This window comes from Sphingopyxis sp. (assembly GCF_965227415.1).
GTDB lineage: Bacteria > Pseudomonadota > Alphaproteobacteria > Sphingomonadales > Sphingomonadaceae > Sphingopyxis.
In genome coordinates this window covers 493,027-510,226 of sequence record NZ_OZ245749.1, presented here as the reverse complement: position 1 = coordinate 510,226, position 17,200 = coordinate 493,027, and the positions used below count along the sequence as shown (strand labels likewise).

Here is a 17,200-nt window from a genome sequence, read left to right as displayed (position 1 = left end):
TTTCGCGACAGCGCCAATGGGGTCAGGCCGCCGTATCCCGCGAAGGCGCCGGCCGGTCCCACTGCCCTTCCTCCGGCTCCTTCAGCATGAAGGCCGCAACCAGAAAGGCGACGAGCACGACCACCCAAGTGTACCACAGCCCGGCATAGGCATCGCCGGTCTTGGCGATGATATAGCTCGCGATCAGCGGCAGGAAGCCGCCGAAATAGCCGGTTCCCAGATGATAGGGGATCGACAGCGACGAATAGCGGACGTGCGGCGGAAACATTTCCGACAGCAACGCGGCAACGGGACCATAGGTAAAACCCGACAGTGCGCTGAGCCCGAGCAGCGCAAGAAGGATCACCGCGATGCCGAGCGGCGTGGGTATCTGCTTTTCGAAGCTGTAACCCATCGCCTCGAGCGCGGGTTTCAGCACCGCCGGATCTTCACCCGCCACTTCCCGCCCGCCGATTATGACCTTGACGCTGTCGAAGCCGCCACCGCCCGACACGACGCGATACGGGACGCCGAGTTTGGTGAGTTCGCCGAGCGTCTTGCCGCACGCGGTTTCCTGTTTCTGCGCAAAGGGATCATAGTCGCATTTCGACCCGCTGACGACGACGGGCGCCTTTTCGGCGGCCGCCGTCAGCGCCGGATTGCCGACGCTACCCATCAGCCAGAACAACGGGAACAGCAGGACGAGCGTCGCGGCATAGCCCCAGACGATCGGCTTCTTGCGCCCGATGCGGTCGGACAGATGCCCGGCCAGCAGGAAGAAGCCCATGCCGAGCGCAGCGGCAACGCCGACGATGATTTCAGCCGCCGTATCGTCGACCTTCATCGGTCCCTTGAGAAACGCCAGGCCAGAGAACATCGCGGTGTACCAGATCACCGTGAGGCCCGCTGCGATCCCGAACAGCGCGATGAAGATGCGCTTTTTGTTGCCGGGATAGGTGAAGCTTTCCTTGATCGGATTCTTCACGATCTCGCCCTGCGCCTTCATCGCCTGGAAGACCGGACTTTCGGACAGCTTGAGCCGCATCCACAGCGAGATCGCGAGCAAAAGCAACGAGAGCAGAAAGGGTACGCGCCATCCCCAGCTTTCCCAGACCGCGTCGGACATGACCGCCTTGCAGCCGAGCACGACGATCAGGCTGAGCACGAAGCCGCCGACAACGCTCGCCTGGATGAAGCTGGTATAGAAACCGCGCTTTTCGGGCGGCGAATGTTCGGAGACATACACCGCCGCGCCGCCATATTCGCCGCCGAGCGCCAGGCCCTGCAGGATACGCAGCAGCAGCACGATGATCGGCGCCGCGATGCCGATCGCCGCCGCCGACGGGATCATGCCGACACCCGCGGTCGCGATGCCCATCAAGGTGACGGTGACCAGAAAGGTATATTTGCGCCCGAGCCGGTCGCCAAGGAAGCCGAACAGCACCGCGCCCAGGGGCCGGAACCCGAACCCGACCGCGAACCCGGCCCAGACGAGCAGAATTTCGAGCGTCGCATTGTCGCTGGGAAAGAAGGCCTTGCCGATGATCGCCGCGAGCGTGCCGTAGATGAAGAAATCATACCATTCGAAGATCGTCCCCGCCGACGAGGCGGCGATGACCATGCGAATGTCCTTCGGCGTCGGCTGATAGATTGCAGCTTCGCTCATCGTTTCGACGATCCCCCAATATGCTCTGTTTATTGGCATCCGTCATAGCTGCTGTTCGGTCTTGCACAAGCGGCTGTGTCGGCGCAGCAATGCGGCATGACCCAGTTCATCGACCTTTCGATCCCGATCACCAACGACGTCGTGTCCGACCCGCCGGTGATGCGCCCGCAGATCACCTATATGACCCACGAAAATACGTGGGAACAGATCGCGATGTTCTTTCCCGGACTGACGAAGGACGATCTTCCGGACGGCGAAGGCTGGGCGGTCGAGAGCCTGACGCTGTCGACGCACAATGGCACGCACATGGACGCGCCCTGGCACTTCCATTCGACGACCGACGCCGGCGCCAGCGCGGCGCCGAGCATCGACGAGGCGCCGCTCGACCTGTTCTTTCGCCCTGGCGTAAAGCTCGATTTCTCCGGCAAGCCGGCGGGGCATGTGATCAGCGGCGCCGAGGTCGAGGCCGAGCTGGCGCGCATCGGCCATGAGCTCCAACCGCTCGACATCGTGCTCGTCCAGTCCGGCGCGGTCTATGGCACCGACAATTTCACCGACCAGGGCTGCGGCATGGGGGCCGAGGCGACGCTCTATCTGACGACGCGCGGCGTGAAGGTCGTCGGCACCGATGCGTGGAGCTGGGACGCGCCGTTCAGCCACACCGCAAGGCGCTGGGCCGAGACGCGCGACCCGTCGATCATCTGGGAGGGGCACAAGGCGGGGCGGATCAAGCCCTATTACCAGATCGAGAAGCTCACCAACCTCGCGGCCCTCCCCCCGACCGGCTGGACGCTGAGCTGCTTCCCAGTGAAGATCGAGCGCGCGAGCGCGGGATGGATCCGCGCGGTCGCACTGATCGGCTGATCTTTTTCGTCACCCCGGCCTTCGCCGGAGACCAATCAGATATCTGCCTCAAGGGGTTCATCGCCGGCTTGATCCGGGGCGCGCAAGGCGGCGGTCAGAATGGATGCCGGATCAAGTCCGGCATGACGATGATTCAAAGATTGTTGGTGAACAATATCCACAGCGTCCAACCGGCGAGCGCCAGCAAAGTGCCGAAGGTCGCCACGACGCCGACCTGCCGCCCAAGCGGCGCCTTGCCCGCTTGCGCCGGAGTATAAAGCCCGATCACGTGCGCGACGCGGCCGATCAGAAAGATCGCGCCGATGACCATCAGCGCCAAATGATTGGCGCGCGTGGTTTCGAGCAGCCCGAGCAGGATGATGGTGATCGGCGCATATTCGGCAAGATTGCCGTGAGCGCGGCTCGCGCTGATCAGCTTGGCATCGCCATGATCGCCGAACGCGGCGCTCAGCCGCAGCCGCTGGCGCACCGTATCGATCGCCGTGACGAGCAGCAGCAATGCGCACACTGCCGCAACGAAGGCCGTTACCGGTAAAGTCATGTCTCGCTCCCCCTGTTCCCGTGCCGAGCTTAGCGGGTAAGCCGACCGCAAGAAAGCTCAGAAGAGACGCGATCCGTTGGGCACAGCATGGTCGGGGGCGAACAGGATCACCGCCCCGTCGGCGTCGGCGAAACCGAGCGTCAGCACTTCGGACATGAACTTGCCGATCTGGCGCGGCGGGAAGTTGACGACCGCAGCGACCTGACGGCCCGGCAGATCGTCGATCGCATAGCGGTCGACGATCTGCGCACTGCTTTTCTTCACCCCGATCGCGGGCCCGAAGTAGATCTTCAGCTTGAACGCGGGTTTGCGCGCCTCCGGAAAGGGCTCCGCCTCGACGATCGTGCCGATGCGGATGTCGACCTTCAGGAAGTCGTCGAAGGCGATGATGTCGCCCGCCGCAGCGTCGGTTTCGTGATTCACATGCATGTCCCGAACTCCGTTCGGCTTATTCCATTTCCAGAATCACCGCGTCGACGGCCAGGCTGTCACCCTGCGCCGCATTGACGCTCTTCACCGTGCCCGATTTTTCGGCGCGAAGGATATTCTCCATCTTCATCGCCTCGACCGTGGCGAGCGGCTGGCCCGCCTCGACCTTGTCGCCTTCGCCGACGTGCAGCGTGACGAGCAGGCCCGGCATCGGACAGATCAGGAATTTCGACAGATCGGGGGGAATCTTCTCGATCATATGCTGGGTCAGCGGGGCGACGTGCCAGGGCAGGACGCGCACATTGTGAATATGTCCACGCGCCGTCATGCGCCAGCCGGTGCGCGTTTTCGCGACCTTTACCGCCAGCTCGGTCTCGTCGATCTCGGCGACGACGAGCCGGTCGCCCGGCGTATATTCAAGGGCGATGTCGATCGACTCGCCATCGACCTTGATATGCTTCTCGCCGATCTTGACCTTGTGCGCGGTGCCATCGATCGACACCTGCCACTTCGCGGGCGGTTCGAGCCGGTCGCCCAACTGGCCGTCGGTGCGCCGCGCGCGATCGGCCTCGGCGCTGGCCATGAAGCCCGCAATCGCCGCGAGCGCGCGCGTCACGTCGGCATCGGTCGGCGCGCCGTGGAAACCCTCGGGATATTCCTCCGCGATAAAGCCCGTGGTCAGTTCGCCCGAGCGAAAGCGCGGATGCTGCATGATCGCCGACACGAAATCGATATTATGGCCGAGCCCTTCGATCTCGAAGCGGTCGAGCGCCGCGATCTGCAAATCGGCGGCCTCGTCGCGCGTTGCGCCCCACGTCACCAGCTTGGCGATCATCGGGTCGTAGAAGATCGACACTTCGCCGCCCTCTTCGACTCCCGCATCGACACGCACGCCGTCGATGCCGCGTTCGTCGCCTTCCCACGCCGGAACCGGCGTGCGATAGCGCACGAGCCGCCCGGTCGAGGGCAGGAAGCCGCGATAGGGATCCTCGGCATAGACGCGGTTCTCGATCGCCCAGCCGTCGATCCCGATATCGTCCTGCGTCATCGCGAGTTTCTCGCCCGCCGCGACGCGGATCATCTGCTCGACCAGGTCGATGCCGGTGATCGCCTCGGTCACCGGATGCTCGACCTGCAAACGCGTGTTCATTTCGAGGAAGTAAAAGCTCTCGCCCGTCGGGTCGGCGCCCGAGACAATCAGCTCGACCGTGCCCGCGCTATAATAACCGACGGCCTTCGACAGCGCGACGCACTGCTCGCCCATCGCCTTGCGCATCTTCTCGGTCACGAACGGCGACGGCGCTTCCTCGACCACCTTCTGGTGGCGCCGCTGGATGCTGCATTCGCGCTCGTTGAGGTAGAGGACATTGCCGTGCTGGTCGCCGAGGATCTGGATCTCGATGTGGCGCGGGTTGAGGATGAATTTCTCGATGAAGACGCGGTCGTCGCCAAAGCTGTTGAGCCCCTCGCGCTTGGTCGCCTCGAAACCCTCGCGGACGTCCTTTTCGTCATAGGCGAGGCGCATGCCCTTGCCGCCGCCGCCCGCGGACGCCTTCATCATCACCGGATAGCCGATCTCGTCAGAGATGCGCACCGCATGCTCGGTATCGTCGATCTCGCCGACGAAGCCGGGGACGACATTGACGCCGGCTTCCTTCGCGAGCTTCTTCGACTCGATCTTGTCGCCCATTGCGGCGATCGCGTTCACCGGCGGGCCGATGAAGGCGATATTTTCCTTCGCGAGCGCCTCGGCAAAACTGGTGCGCTCGGACAGGAAGCCATAGCCCGGATGCACCGCCTCGGCGCCCGTCTGCTTGCACGCGGCGATGATCTTGTCGGCGATCAGATAGGATTCGGACGCGGGCGACGGCCCGATATGCACCGCCTCGTCGGCCATCTGGACGAAGGGCGCGCGCGCATCGGCGTCCGAATAGACGGCGACGGTCGCGATGCCCATGCGGCGCGCGGTCTTGATGACGCGGCAGGCGATTTCGCCGCGGTTGGCGATCAGGATTTTCTTGAACACTCTTCACTCCCCTCCCGCTTGCGGGAGGGGCCCGGGGCAGGGCCTGTCCGCAAACGAAGATCGAAACTTGCTCGGAGGGAACAGGCCCTCCCCTAACCCCTCCCGCAAGCGGGAGGGGAACATTATTCCGCCGCTTCCATCCGCATCGGCTCTTCGCTCTCCATCGGCCGCAGCCCCAGTTTCGCGAACAGCGCCGCGTCGGCATTGTCGCCGCGGTTGCCGGTGGTGAGCAGCTTGTCGCCGGTGAAGATGCTGTTCGCGCCTGCCATGAAGCAGAGCGCCTGCGTCGCTTCCGACATGCTCTCGCGCCCTGCCGAGAGGCGGACCATCGACTTCGGCATCGTGATGCGCGCCGCCGCGATGGTGCGGACGAATTCGATATCGTCGATCTTCGCGAGCGGCGTGTCGGCGAGCATGTCGCCGAGCACGGTGCCCTTCACCGGCACCAGCGCGTTGACCGGCACGCTTTCGGGATGACGTTCGAGCGTCGCGAGCGCGTGGATGAAGCCGACGCGATCGCTCCGCGTCTCGCCCAGCCCGACGATGCCGCCCGAGCAGACGTTGATCCCGGCGTTGCGGACTTCCTCGAGCGTATCGAGACGGTCCTGGAACGTCCGCGTCGAGATGATATTCTCGTAATTCTCCGGGCTCGTGTCGATGTTGTGGTTATAATAATCGAGCCCCGCGACCGCCAGCGTCTGCGCCTGATCCTTGCTGAGCATCCCCAGCGTCATGCAGGTTTCCATGCCCATCTGGCGCACGCCCTCGACCATCTCGACGATCGCGGGCATGTCGCGGTCCTTGGGATTGCGCCAGGCGGCGCCCATGCAGAAGCGCTTCGATCCCGAATCCTTCGCCTGCGCCGCTGCCTGGAGCACCGCGCGCACGTCCATCAACTTGGTGGCTTTCAGGCCCGTGTCGGCGGACTTGCTTTGCGAACAATAGCCGCAATCCTCGACGCAGCCGCCGGTCTTGATGCTGAGCAATGTGCAAAGCTGCACCTCGCCGCGCGCATGATGGCGCCGGTGGACGCCCTGCGCCTCCCACATCAGCTCGTCGAACGGCAGGTCGAACAGATCGGCGATTTCCTCGCGGGTCCAGTCGGTGCGGATGATGTCTTCGCTCATCGGTCAATTCCTTCGTCATGCTGAACTTGTTTCAGCATCCATGGTCTGATCTCTAATCTCGCGCGGCGCCAAACGACCCCATCGGCCATGGACCCTGAAACAGGTTCAGGGTGATGACCAAAGAGGGGCTGGGCGTGTTGCATTATGCGGCGTCTTCCAATGGGGGCATATTGTGGCCGAGCAGGCGCAGCACGTCCGCCGCGCATTCGACGACGTTGGAGCCCGGGCCGTAAATGCCCTGCACTCCCACATCGCGGAGATAGTCATAGTCCTGCGGCGGGATGACCCCGCCTGCGATCACCTTGATGTCGGTGCGTCCGGCTTCGCGCAGCTTGTTGATGAGTTCGGGGATCAGCGTCTTGTGCCCCGCCGCCAGGCTCGACGCGCCAACAACGTCGACGCCGGCATCGAGCGCCAGCACGACGGTCTCCTCGGGAGTCTGGAACAGCGGACCCGATACGACGTCAAAGCCCATGTCGCCGAACGCCGATGCAATGACATTCGCGCCGCGATCGTGACCGTCCTGCCCCATCTTCGCGACGAGCAGCTTCGGCTTGCGCCCCATGCGGCGCTCGACCGCAGCAACCCCGTCGAGCACCTGCTGCCAGCGCGCATCGCCCTCATACGGCGCGGCATAGACGCCCTTCACCGGGGTCGGCTGTGTGCCGTAGCGCTCAAAACTCTCCTCCATCGCCGAAGAGATTTCGCCCAGCGTCGCGCGGGCGCGGGCGGCCTCGACCGCCAGCGCGAGCAGGTTGTTCTCGATACTCGACCGGCCCGCGGCGCCGTCGCGCAGCGCCTTCAGCGCGGCCTGGCACGCCGCTTCGTCGCGGTTCGCCTTGGTCTTGTTGATGCGCGCGATCTGGCCCTCGCGCACCTTGGCGTTGTCGATGTCGAGCGTTTCGAGCAGATCCTCGTCCTTCAGACGGTATTTGTTGACGCCGACGATCACATCCTCGCCGCGGTCGACACGCGCCTGACGCGCCGCCGCCGCGGTTTCGATCATCGCCTTGGGCCAGCCTGCCGCGACCGCCTTGGCCATGCCGCCTTCGGACTGGACGCGGTCGATGATATCCTGCGCCGCATCGACGAGCTGCTGGGTCAGCGCTTCGACATAGTAACTGCCGCCGAGGGGATCGACGACCTTGGTCATCCCCGTTTCTTCCTGGATCACGATCTGCGTGTTGCGCGCGATACGCGCCGAGAAATCGGTCGGCAGCGCAATCGCCTCGTCGAGCGCATTGGTGTGCAGGCTCTGCGTCCCGCCGAGCATCGCCGCCATCGCCTCGATCGTCGTGCGCATGACGTTGTTGTACGGATCCTGCTCGGTCAGCGAGACACCCGACGTCTGGCAATGCGTGCGCAGCATCTTCGACCGCTCGTCCTGTGCGCCGAGCGTCGTCATCGCCCGATGCCACAGCACCCGCGCCGCGCGCAGCTTGGCGATTTCCATGAAGAAGTTCATGCCGATCGCGAAAAAGAAGCTCAGCCGCCCGGCGAACTTGTCGATGTCGAGCCCCGACGCGACGCCATATTTCACATATTCCATGCCGTCGGCGATGGTGAAGGCCAGCTCCTGCACCTGCGTCGCGCCGGCTTCCTGCATATGATAGCCCGAAATCGAGATGCTGTTGAACTTCGGCATCTCGCGGCTGGTGTAGCCGAAGATGTCCGAGATGATCCGCATGCTCGGCTCGGGCGGATAGATGTACGTGTTGCGGACCATGAACTCCTTGAGGATGTCGTTCTGGATGGTCCCGTCGAGCAATTTGCGGTCGACCCCCTGCTCCTCGCCCGCAACGATGAAGAACGCCAGGATCGGGATCACCGCACCGTTCATCGTCATCGACACCGACATCTGGTCGAGCGGGATGCCGTCGAACAGGATCTTCATGTCCTCGACGCTGTCGATCGCGACCCCCGCCTTGCCGACGTCGCCCGTGACACGCGGGTGGTCGCTGTCATACCCACGATGCGTGGCGAGGTCGAACGCGACGCTGAGCCCCTTCTGCCCGGCGGCAAGGTTGCGGCGATAGAAGGCGTTCGATTCCTCGGCGGTCGAGAAGCCCGCATATTGCCGGATCGTCCACGGCCGCCCCGCATACATCGACGCGCGCACGCCGCGCGTGAAGGGCGCGAAACCCGGCAGGCCGGGATCGGTCGCGACATCCTCGGCCGTATAGAGCGGCTTAACGTCAATCCCCTCGGCGGTGCGCCAGGTCAGGTCCTTGCCCTTGACTTCCTTGTCGGCGGCGGCGGCCCATTGGTCGATGGTCGGCTTGTCGGTCATGATCAATCCCTACTTCCCTCTCCCCTTGAGGGAGAAGGTTGCGAAAACTTGGCAGCTTGCTGCCTAGTTGAAGCTGGGTGAGGGGTGGCGATTGCAAGACAACCGCGCGAGCTTCGCTCGCAACCCCTCATCCAACTGCGGCTAGTTCGCTTCGCTTACAAGCCTTCGTATCCTTCTCCCTCAGGGGGAGAAGGGATTTAATGCCCCTTCGGCGTCTCCATAATCTCGGTCAGCACCCCGCCCATATCCTTGGGGTGGAGGAAGAAGATCAACGTCCCATGCGCCCCGATCCGTGGCTCGCCGAGCACGCGCTTGCCCATCGCCTCGAATTCGGCCTTGGCCGCGTGGATGTCGGGGACTTCGTAGCACAGATGATGCTGCCCGCCCGCGGGGTTCTTTTGCAGGAAAGCCGCGATCGATGCATTGCCCGGCAATGGCTCGATCAGCTCGATTTGTGTGCCGTTCAGCGCGCCGTCGGCGCCGGGCGTATCGACGAAGCACACCTTCACCCCCTGCTCGGGCAGGTCGAAGGGCGCTTGAATCTGCGTCGCACCCATCACGTCGCGGTAAAAGACGATGCTGTCGGCGATCGACGGCGTCGCGATGCCGATATGGTTGAGGCGGCCCAGCTTCATATCAAACTCTCTCCAACTTCGTCATGCCGGACTTGATCCGGCGTCCATCGACGCGGCCGTTGCATGGCCCCCCATCAGGCGCGGGGTGACGACAGGTTACAGCGGAATATTATCGTGCTTCTTCCACGGATTTTCGAGCTGCTTGTTCCGCAGCTTGCGCAGCCCCAGCGCGATCCGCTTGCGCGTATTATGCGGGTGGATCACCTCGTCGATATACCCCCGCGATGCCGCGACGAACGGGTTCGCAAAGCGGTCCTCATATTCCTTCGTGCGCTGCGCGATCTTTTCCGGATCGCCGATGTCGCTGCGGAAGATGATCTCGACCGCGCCCTTTGCCCCCATCACCGCAATCTCGGCGGTCGGCCAGGCATAGTTGAGGTCGCCGCGCAGATGTTTCGACGCCATCACGTCATAGGCGCCGCCATAGGCCTTGCGCGTGATCACCGTGATTTTCGGTACCGTCGCTTCGGCATAAGCGAAGAGCAGCTTCGCGCCATGCTTGATGATGCCGTTATATTCCTGCGCGGTACCGGGCAGGAAGCCGGGGACGTCGACGAAGGTGATGATCGGGATTTCGAACGCGTCGCAAAAGCGAACGAAACGCGCCGCCTTTTTCGACGAATTGATGTCGAGCACCCCCGCGAGCACCAGCGGCTGGTTCGCGACGATGCCGATCGTCCGCCCCTCGATCCGCCCGAAGCCGCAGATGATGTTGCCCGCATGGGCAGGCTGCACCTCGAAGAAGTCGCCTTCGTCGACGGTCTTCCGGATCAGCTCGTGCATGTCGTACGGCTGGTTCGCATTGGGCGGGATCAGCGTGTCGAGGCTCGGCTCGGCGCGATCATGGGGATCGCTGGTCGGGCGCACGGGCACGCCGCTGCGGTTGTTCTCGGGCAGGTAATCGAAGAAATCGCGCGTCGCGAGCAGCGCTTCGATATCATTTTCGAATGCGATGTCGGCGACCGAACTTTTGGTGGTGTGGGTGATCGCGCCGCCGAGCTCCTCCTGCGTCACGACCTCGTTGGTCACCGTCTTCACGACGTCTGGACCGGTAACGAACATATAGCTCGAATCCTTCACCATGAAGATGAAGTCGGTCATCGCGGGACTGTACACCGCGCCGCCCGCGCACGGGCCCATGATCAGGCTGATCTGCGGCACCACGCCCGATGCCAGCACGTTGCGCTGGAACACCTCGGCATAGCCGCCGAGTGACGCGACGCCCTCCTGGATGCGCGCACCGCCGCTGTCGTTCATCCCGATGATCGGCGCGCCGACCTTCATCGCATTGTCCATGACCTTCATGATTTTTTCGGCGTGCCGCTCGGAAAGCGCCCCGCCAAAGACGGTGAAGTCCTGGCTGAAGACATAGACGAGGCGGCCGTTGATCGTGCCCGACCCGGTGACGACGCCGTCGCCCGGGATCTTCTGGTCCTGCATGCCGAAATCGACGCAATTATGCTCGACATAGGTGTCGAGCTCTTCGAACGAGCCTTCGTCGAGCAGCACATTCACCCGCTCGCGCGCGGTCAGCTTGCCCTTGGCGTGCTGCGCATCGATCCGTTTCTGCCCGCCCCCCAGAGCGGCGGCGGCGCGGCGGCGTTCCATTTCGGCGATATTGGCGGACATTCGGCTCTCCCAACGCACTTCAAAGCGTCATCTGCCCGCTTAGAGCCGCGCAAGCAAATGCGAATTTGCAAAGTTGCAAAGTGATAGTTTGCAAAGTACAAACCTCTCTCCCCTTGCGGGAGAGAAAGACTTGGCTTGGCGGCTTGCCGCCTAGCAAGTCTTGAGAGGGGGCTGACGCCCCGTCCCCTCTCCAATTGCGGCTAGGCGGCAAAGCCGCCAAGCCTTCATATCCTCTCCCGCAAGGGGAGAGGAAAGGAGTACCGTGACCTTGAATCGACTCTACGCTGGGCGGCAACTTCGCCAACTTCGGGAAGCGCGCAGCCTTCGCCAGTCGGACTTCGCCGCGCGGCTCGGCATTTCGGCATCCTACCTCAGCCAGATCGAGCATGACGACCGCCCGCTGACCCCGGCGCTCCTCGACCGGCTGCAAAAGCTGTTCCCGCTTGAATGGGAGGAAGTCGCCGCCGACGCGGGCGATCGCCGCGCCGGAGCGTTGCGCGAAGCCGCCGCCGATCCGCTGTTCGCCGCTGCGCCCCTGCCCCCCGAACAGCTCGAGCGCGCGGCGTTGCAACAGCCGCAACTCGCCGACCAGTTCGTCGCGCTGCATGCGGCCTATCGCCGCGCCGGACAACGGCTTCAGATCATCGACGAAGCGTTGACCGGCGGCACTGCCGAGGGCAGCCGCCTGCCCTGGGAAGAGGTGCGCGACTGGTTTCACGACGCCGGAAACTATGTCGACAGCATTGACCGCGCGGCCGAGGCGCTCGCCGAACAGCTCCGCGGCAAAGCCCCTTCCCCCGCGATCGAGACCATCGAACGGCGGCTCCGCGATGCCCTCGGCATCTCGATCGTCTATCGACAGACGCAGACGCTGCGCGATTTCGACGCGACGATGCGGCATCTGGTGATCGACCCGTCGCAGCCCGCCGAAACTCGCCGTTTCCAGCTCGCACACCAACTCGCCGCGCTGGCGCTGGCGGGCGAGATCGCGGCGGTCGTCGAGGCGTCGCCACTGCGCACGGCGGCGGCGCGCCAACTGCTCCATGTCGGCCTTGCGAATTACGCGGCGGGCGCGGTGTTGATGCCCTACGCGCCGTTCCGCGCCAGCGCCCGCGCGGTGCGACACGACATCGACCGGCTCCGCCTCGAATATGGCGTCAGTTTCGAGCAGGCCTGCCATCGCCTCTCGACGCTTCAGCGCCCCGGCGCCCGCGGCATTCCGATGTTCTTCTGCCGTGTCGACATGGCGGGCAACATCACCAAGCGCCACAGCGCGACGCGCCTGCAATTCGCGCGCTTCGGCGGCGCCTGCCCGCTGTGGATCGTCCATGAAGCGGCGGCGATCCCCGACCGGATCCTGTTCCAGCTTGCCGAGACCCCCGATGGCCTGCGCTATGTGTCGATGGCAAAGGGATTGGTAAAGCCATCGGGCAGCTATGCGCGCAGTCCGCGCCGCTATGCCGTCGCCTTGGGATGCGAGGCGCAATATGCGGGCGAGTTCGTCTATGCCGACGGCGTCGATGTGGCGGCGCCGCAATCGGCGACGCGGATCGGCCTGTCGTGCCGCATCTGCCCGCGCGACGATTGCGACCAGCGCGCTTTCCCGCCAAGCGACCGCCCGATCCTGGTCGATCCCGACCGGCGCGACGTGGTGCCGTACCGGATCGGCTAGCCTGCGATCACCAGTTCCTCGTCGAGGAAATCGAGAAACGCCCGGATGCGGGCGGCCGCGCGGTCCTCGGGCGCATACAGCGCGTGGATGTCCTCGCCGTCGCCGGGATGATAGTCCGGCAGCACCTCGACAAGCCGCCCCGCTGCCAGATCTTGGGCGACATGGAAATGTCCGTGCCGCGATACGCCGCCGCCCGCAACGGCCATTTGCCGCACGATGTCGCCCGAATTGCCGAAGAAGCTGCCATGCACCGGACGGTGGACCGTCTTGCCGCCGACGCGGAACGGCCAGCTGTCGATCGAACGGCGAAAGCTGAAACGCAGGCAATCGTGCGCGTCGAGGTCGTCGGGTGTCTGCGGCGTACCGCGTCGTGCGAGATAGGCTGGGCTGGCGACGAGGACCATCCGGCTGTGGCCCAGCTTCTTGGCGCGCAGACTGGTATCGCGAAGCGGGCCGATGCGGATCGCGATGTCGGCGCGTTCCTCGACCAGGTCGACGATCGCGTCGGACAGCGCCAGATCAAGGACGATCTCGGGATATTGCGCGGTAAAACGTGGCAGGATGGGCAACAGCGGCACGCCGATCGACGGCGATGCATTGACGCGGAGCAACCCGCGCGGCCCCTGCTTCTCGCGCCCGAGGCCATCCTCGACCATTTCGATCTCGGCAAGCAGCACGCTCATCCGATCGCGATAGGCGCTGCCTTCGGCGGTCAGCGCCAGCGCGCGCGTCGTGCGGCGGAACAGGATCGTGCCGAGCCTTCGTTCGAGCCGCGCGATACTCCGGCTGACCGCCGATGGCGTGAGCCGCAAAGCCTTGGCCGCCGCGGCGAAGCTGCCCCCGTTCGCCACCGCCAGAAAAGTCTCGATATCGCCGAACCGGTTATCCATCGCCATTCCTGATTCTGAATCACTTCTGAAGTGATGAGCGACATTCTAATCAATAATGGCCCGGACCGCTATCTTCGCTTTCAGAACATCGCATCCAACCAAGGAGATTAGCCATGGACCTGAAACTCAAAGGCAAGACTGCCATCGTCACCGGATCGACCGCCGGCATCGGCTTCGCGATCGCGAAGCGCCTCGCCGAAGAAGGCGTCGAGGTCGTCATCACCGGACGCAACCAGAAAAAGCTGGACGAAGCCGCCGCCGACCTGGCGCAGTCGGGCGCGATCCGGGCCGTCCTGGCGGATCCTGCTACTGCGGAGGGCGCCGACGCGCTGATCGCAGCGGTCCCCGCCACCGACATCCTGGTGAACAATCTCGGCATCTATGAAGCCAAGCCGTTCGCCGAGATCAGCGACGCCGACTGGCACAATATCTTCGAAACCAATGTCGTCAGCGGCGCGCGCCTGTCGCGGCATTATTTCCCCAAGATGCTCGAAAACAACTGGGGCCGTGTCATCTTCATCGCGAGCGAAAGCGGCCTGCTGCCGCCCGCCGAGATGATCCATTACGGCATGACCAAGACCGCACAGCTCACCATCGCGCGCGGCTTGGCCGAACAGACCAAGGGCACTGGCGTGACGGTCAACAGCGTGCTGCCGGGACCGACACGCTCGGAAGGAATCGTCGAATTCATTCGCTCGGTCGTGTCGAACCCCGACGCCCCCGAAGCCGAACGCGAGCAGCGCTTCTTCGACGAACTGCGGCCGCTGTCGCTGATCCGCCGCCTGATCGAAGCCGACGAGATCGGGGCGATGGTGACCTTTCTCGCAAGCCCGCTCGCCGCGGCGACCAACGGCGCCGCAATCCGCGCCGAGGGCGGGATCGTTCCGACGATCGCCTAAAAGACGAGCCCCGGCGAAAGCCGGGGCTCGCATGTGTCACACCTTCACAATCCCCCGCTCGATCAGGCTATGCGCCGTCGCGAGGATCGCTTCCTCGGGCGTGTGCATCGTCCAGCCCAGCGTCTGAATCGCATGGCTGCTGTCGCCGCCGCGAACATTGCCCAGCTCGACAACGAGCTGCTTGAGCTCGGGGCGCACCAGCGCAAAGATTTTGAGCAGCCAATCGGGCATTTTCCGTATCGGCACCTTGCGCGCCTGTTCGCCCAGATCGGCGCGGAGCAGGTCCGCAATGTCGATCATCTTGAAGAACGGTCCCGAGCAGACATAGCGCTCGTCGCGGATACCCGGCGCTGTCAGCGCGCGATAGTGGAGGTCGGCGACGTCGCGCACGTCGATGATCCCGAATCCGATGTCGGGGCACATTGGCACCTTGCCCTCCAGCAATTGCTTCACCAACTCGATCGAGGTCGACAAATCGTCGGACAGCAATGGTCCAAACACCGCCGCGGGATTGACCGATGCAAACTCCATGTCGCCGCCCTCGGCCGCCATCCAGTCGCGCGCGGCGCGTTCGGCAACGGTCTTCGAGCGCGGATAGGGCATGACCTCGGGGTTATCGAGGTTCGTCCAGTCGGCTTCGCTATAAAGGTCGCGGTCCTTGCCATGGCCATAGGCGATCGCCGCCATCGAAGAGGTCAGGACAAAGCGCCTGATCCCGGCAGCCCGCGCAAAGCGCAGCGCGCGCAGGGCGCCTTCGCGTGCGGGAACGATCAACTCGTCGGCATGCTTCGGGACGCCCAGCGGAAAGGGTGACGCGACATGCGCGACATGCGTGCATCCTGCGATGCTTTCGGCCCAGCCGGCGTCATGTTCCAGATCGGCGGCAAAGAATTTCAGCCGGTCGTTGTCGACGTTCAGCCAGCCGCGCACCTCCGGCTCGCGCTTCAGGCTGCGGACCGTCGTATGGACGGTCCAGCCATTTTCGATCAGCTGGCGAATAAGGAAGCCAGCGATATATCCGCTGCCTCCGGTGACCAGTGCCGTGCCCGTCATGCGCCCATCCCTCCATGTTATGGAGGCAAGTTTAGCATTCCGCGGTCCCTGGCGAAAGCCGGGACCACAGGCCGCCCGCTACCGCCCCCGGCTTTCGCCGGGGATCATTTGAGCAGCACCAGTTCCTCGGCCATGCTCGGGTGCAGCGCGACCGTGTTGTCGAAATCGGCCTTCGTCAGTCCGGCCTTCACCGCGATCGCCGCTGCCTGCAATATCTCGGGCGCGTCGGGGCCGATCATGTGCAGCCCGACGACCTGATCGGTCGCGGCATTGACGATCATCTTGTACAGCGCGCGCTCGTTGCGCCCCGCCAGGACATTCTTCATCGCGCGAAAATCGCTGGTGTAGATGCGCACCGACCCGAGTTGGTTGCGCGCCTCCGCCTCGGTCATCCCGACCGCGCCGATCGGCGGGTGGCTGAACACCGCGCTCGGGACATTCTGATAGTCGACGACGGTCGGCTTTCCGCCGAACACGCTGTCGGCGAACGCCTGCCCCTCGCGGATCGCGACGGGGGTCAGCTGGATGCGGTTGGTGACGTCACCGACGGCATAGATGCTCGGCACCGAAGACTGGTTCGTCTCGTCGACCTTGATAGCGCCGGCCTTGTCGATTTCGACCCCGACGTCCTCCAGCCCGATACCCTTGGTGTTCGGCACCCGGCCCGCAGCCACGAGCACCGCGTCGGCCTCGATCGGCTCGTTATTCTCCAGATGAACGGTCAGCGACCCGTTCGCGTTCTTCTCGATCGACTGGAACGGCGCGTTGAACTTGAAGTCGATGCCCTTCGTCATCGAAATCTGGAGCAGCCGGTCACGGATCTGTTCGTCATAGCCGCGCAGGATCGTATCGCCGCGATTGACGATCGTGACCTTGCTGCCGAATTCGTTGAAGATGCCGGCGAATTCATTGGCGATATACCCGCCGCCCGCAATCACCACGCGCTTCGGCAGCGCATCGAGATGAAAGACCTCGTTCGAGGTGATCGCATGTTCGCTGCCCGGAAATTCGGGGACGTGCGGCCAGCCGCCGGTCGCGATCAATATCCGCTCGGCGCCGAGCTCGGTCCCGTCGGCGAGGCGCACCTTTTGCGGGCCAATGATCGTCGCGCGCGTCTTGAACACCGTGACCTTGTGGTTGTCGAGCGTCTGGCCATACAGGCCTTCCAGCCGATCGACCTCGGCGAGGACATTGTCGCGCAGCACGTTCCAGTCGAAACGGCACTCGGGCACGTCCCAGCCGAATTTGCGCGCGTCGTGGATGTCTTCGGCGAAATGGGCGCCATAAACGAGCAGCTTCTTGGGGACGCAGCCGCGGATGACGCAGGTGCCGCCGACCCGATACTCCTCGGCCACCGCAACGCGCGCGCCGTGCGAGGCCGCCACGCGCGACGCGCGGACGCCACCCGACCCGGCGCCGATGACAAACAGGTCGTAATCAAACTCGCTCATGAAAGACCCCTGAAAGGAACAGCCGCTATTCGCCGCTCGCGCCTATGTG

General features: G+C 64.1%; 14 protein-coding genes. 3 read left to right on the top strand and 11 right to left on the bottom strand.

The window, feature by feature from the left end:
* Positions 1-22 precede the first annotated feature (22 nt).
* A complete protein-coding gene (locus tag ACO055_RS02415; protein ID WP_422061022.1) occupies positions 23-1,645 on the bottom strand; it encodes an MFS transporter in 1,623 nt (540 codons plus the stop codon).
* A gap of 96 nt (positions 1,646-1,741) precedes the next feature.
* Here ACO055_RS02415 and ACO055_RS02410 point away from each other — a divergent pair, with 96 nt between their 5' ends.
* Positions 1,742-2,509: a cyclase family protein gene (locus ACO055_RS02410; RefSeq protein ID WP_422061021.1), complete on the top strand. Its 768-nt coding sequence runs from the start codon at positions 1,742-1,744 to the stop codon at positions 2,507-2,509.
* A gap of 133 nt (positions 2,510-2,642) precedes the next feature.
* On the opposite strand, the gene ACO055_RS02405 is transcribed toward ACO055_RS02410, so the two are convergent.
* From ACO055_RS02405 to ACO055_RS02375, 7 genes are all read right to left on the bottom strand, one after another.
* Positions 2,643-3,050, bottom strand: a complete 408-nt coding sequence (locus ACO055_RS02405; protein ID WP_422061020.1) for an MAPEG family protein — start codon at positions 3,048-3,050, stop codon at positions 2,643-2,645.
* A 57-nt stretch (positions 3,051-3,107) separates the two neighbouring features.
* Positions 3,108-3,479: a tRNA-binding protein gene (locus ACO055_RS02400; protein ID WP_422061019.1), complete on the bottom strand. Its 372-nt coding sequence runs from the start codon at positions 3,477-3,479 to the stop codon at positions 3,108-3,110.
* Positions 3,480-3,498: 19 nt separating this feature from the next.
* A complete protein-coding gene (locus ACO055_RS02395) occupies positions 3,499-5,505 on the bottom strand; it encodes a biotin carboxylase N-terminal domain-containing protein (protein WP_422061018.1) in 2,007 nt (668 codons plus the stop codon).
* 122 nt (positions 5,506-5,627) lie between these two features.
* On the bottom strand, positions 5,628-6,632 hold the full coding sequence (bioB, locus tag ACO055_RS02390; protein ID WP_422061017.1) for a biotin synthase BioB: 1,005 nt from the start codon (positions 6,630-6,632) through the stop codon (positions 5,628-5,630).
* Between the two features lie 142 nt (positions 6,633-6,774).
* Positions 6,775-8,922 (bottom strand): methylmalonyl-CoA mutase, encoded by a 2,148-nt coding sequence (gene scpA, locus ACO055_RS02385; RefSeq protein WP_422061016.1) that lies wholly within the window; start codon positions 8,920-8,922, stop codon positions 6,775-6,777.
* A gap of 197 nt (positions 8,923-9,119) precedes the next feature.
* The gene (gene mce, locus ACO055_RS02380; protein WP_422061015.1) at positions 9,120-9,557 is read right to left on the bottom strand and encodes a methylmalonyl-CoA epimerase; all 438 of its coding nucleotides are present in this window, start codon (positions 9,555-9,557) and stop codon (positions 9,120-9,122) included.
* A gap of 96 nt (positions 9,558-9,653) precedes the next feature.
* Positions 9,654-11,186 carry an acyl-CoA carboxylase subunit beta gene (locus tag ACO055_RS02375; RefSeq protein WP_422061014.1) on the bottom strand — a complete coding sequence of 511 codons (1,533 nt, stop codon included), beginning with the start codon at positions 11,184-11,186 and terminating at the stop codon, positions 9,654-9,656.
* A 262-nt stretch (positions 11,187-11,448) separates the two neighbouring features.
* On the opposite strand from ACO055_RS02375, the gene ACO055_RS02370 reads away from it, so the two are divergent.
* Complete coding sequence (locus tag ACO055_RS02370) at positions 11,449-12,858, top strand: helix-turn-helix domain-containing protein (protein WP_422061013.1); 1,410 nt, start codon at positions 11,449-11,451, stop codon at positions 12,856-12,858.
* On the opposite strand, the gene ACO055_RS02365 is transcribed toward ACO055_RS02370, so the two are convergent.
* On the bottom strand, positions 12,855-13,748 hold the full coding sequence (locus tag ACO055_RS02365; RefSeq protein ID WP_422061012.1) for a LysR family transcriptional regulator: 894 nt from the start codon (positions 13,746-13,748) through the stop codon (positions 12,855-12,857). The genes ACO055_RS02370 and ACO055_RS02365 overlap by 4 nt on opposite strands.
* 113 nt (positions 13,749-13,861) lie before the next feature.
* Between ACO055_RS02365 and ACO055_RS02360 the strand changes: the two genes are divergently transcribed.
* On the top strand, positions 13,862-14,647 hold the full coding sequence (locus ACO055_RS02360; protein WP_422061011.1) for an SDR family NAD(P)-dependent oxidoreductase: 786 nt from the start codon (positions 13,862-13,864) through the stop codon (positions 14,645-14,647).
* Positions 14,648-14,683: 36 nt separating this feature from the next.
* Here the strand turns inward: ACO055_RS02360 and ACO055_RS02355 are convergent, their stop codons facing one another.
* Together ACO055_RS02355 and gor are read right to left on the bottom strand one after the other, a co-directional pair.
* Positions 14,684-15,700, bottom strand: a complete 1,017-nt coding sequence (locus tag ACO055_RS02355) for an SDR family oxidoreductase (RefSeq protein ID WP_422061010.1) — start codon at positions 15,698-15,700, stop codon at positions 14,684-14,686.
* 104 nt (positions 15,701-15,804) lie between these two features.
* A complete protein-coding gene (gor, locus tag ACO055_RS02350; RefSeq protein WP_422061009.1) occupies positions 15,805-17,151 on the bottom strand; it encodes a glutathione-disulfide reductase in 1,347 nt (448 codons plus the stop codon).
* Between the last annotated feature and the right edge of the window lie 49 nt (positions 17,152-17,200).

Bases quoted from the DNA above. Each gene is read 5' to 3' on its own strand.
- ACO055_RS02415 (WP_422061022.1), bottom strand. From the start codon at position 1,645: ATGAGCGAAGCTGCAATCTATCAGCCGACGCCGAAGGACATTCGCATG.
- ACO055_RS02410 (WP_422061021.1), top strand. From the start codon at position 1,742: ATGACCCAGTTCATCGACCTTTCGATCCCGATCACCAACGACGTCGTG.
- ACO055_RS02405 (WP_422061020.1), bottom strand. From the start codon at position 3,050: ATGACTTTACCGGTAACGGCCTTCGTTGCGGCAGTGTGCGCATTGCTG.
- ACO055_RS02400 (WP_422061019.1), bottom strand. From the start codon at position 3,479: ATGCATGTGAATCACGAAACCGACGCTGCGGCGGGCGACATCATCGCC.
- bioB (WP_422061017.1), bottom strand. From the start codon at position 6,632: ATGAGCGAAGACATCATCCGCACCGACTGGACCCGCGAGGAAATCGCC.
- scpA (WP_422061016.1), bottom strand. From the start codon at position 8,922: ATGACCGACAAGCCGACCATCGACCAATGGGCCGCCGCCGCCGACAAG.
- mce (WP_422061015.1), bottom strand. From the start codon at position 9,557: ATGAAGCTGGGCCGCCTCAACCATATCGGCATCGCGACGCCGTCGATC.
- ACO055_RS02375 (WP_422061014.1), bottom strand. From the start codon at position 11,186: ATGTCCGCCAATATCGCCGAAATGGAACGCCGCCGCGCCGCCGCCGCT.
- ACO055_RS02365 (WP_422061012.1), bottom strand. From the start codon at position 13,748: ATGGATAACCGGTTCGGCGATATCGAGACTTTTCTGGCGGTGGCGAAC.
- ACO055_RS02360 (WP_422061011.1), top strand. From the start codon at position 13,862: ATGGACCTGAAACTCAAAGGCAAGACTGCCATCGTCACCGGATCGACC.
- ACO055_RS02355 (WP_422061010.1), bottom strand. From the start codon at position 15,700: ATGACGGGCACGGCACTGGTCACCGGAGGCAGCGGATATATCGCTGGC.
- gor (WP_422061009.1), bottom strand. From the start codon at position 17,151: ATGAGCGAGTTTGATTACGACCTGTTTGTCATCGGCGCCGGGTCGGGT.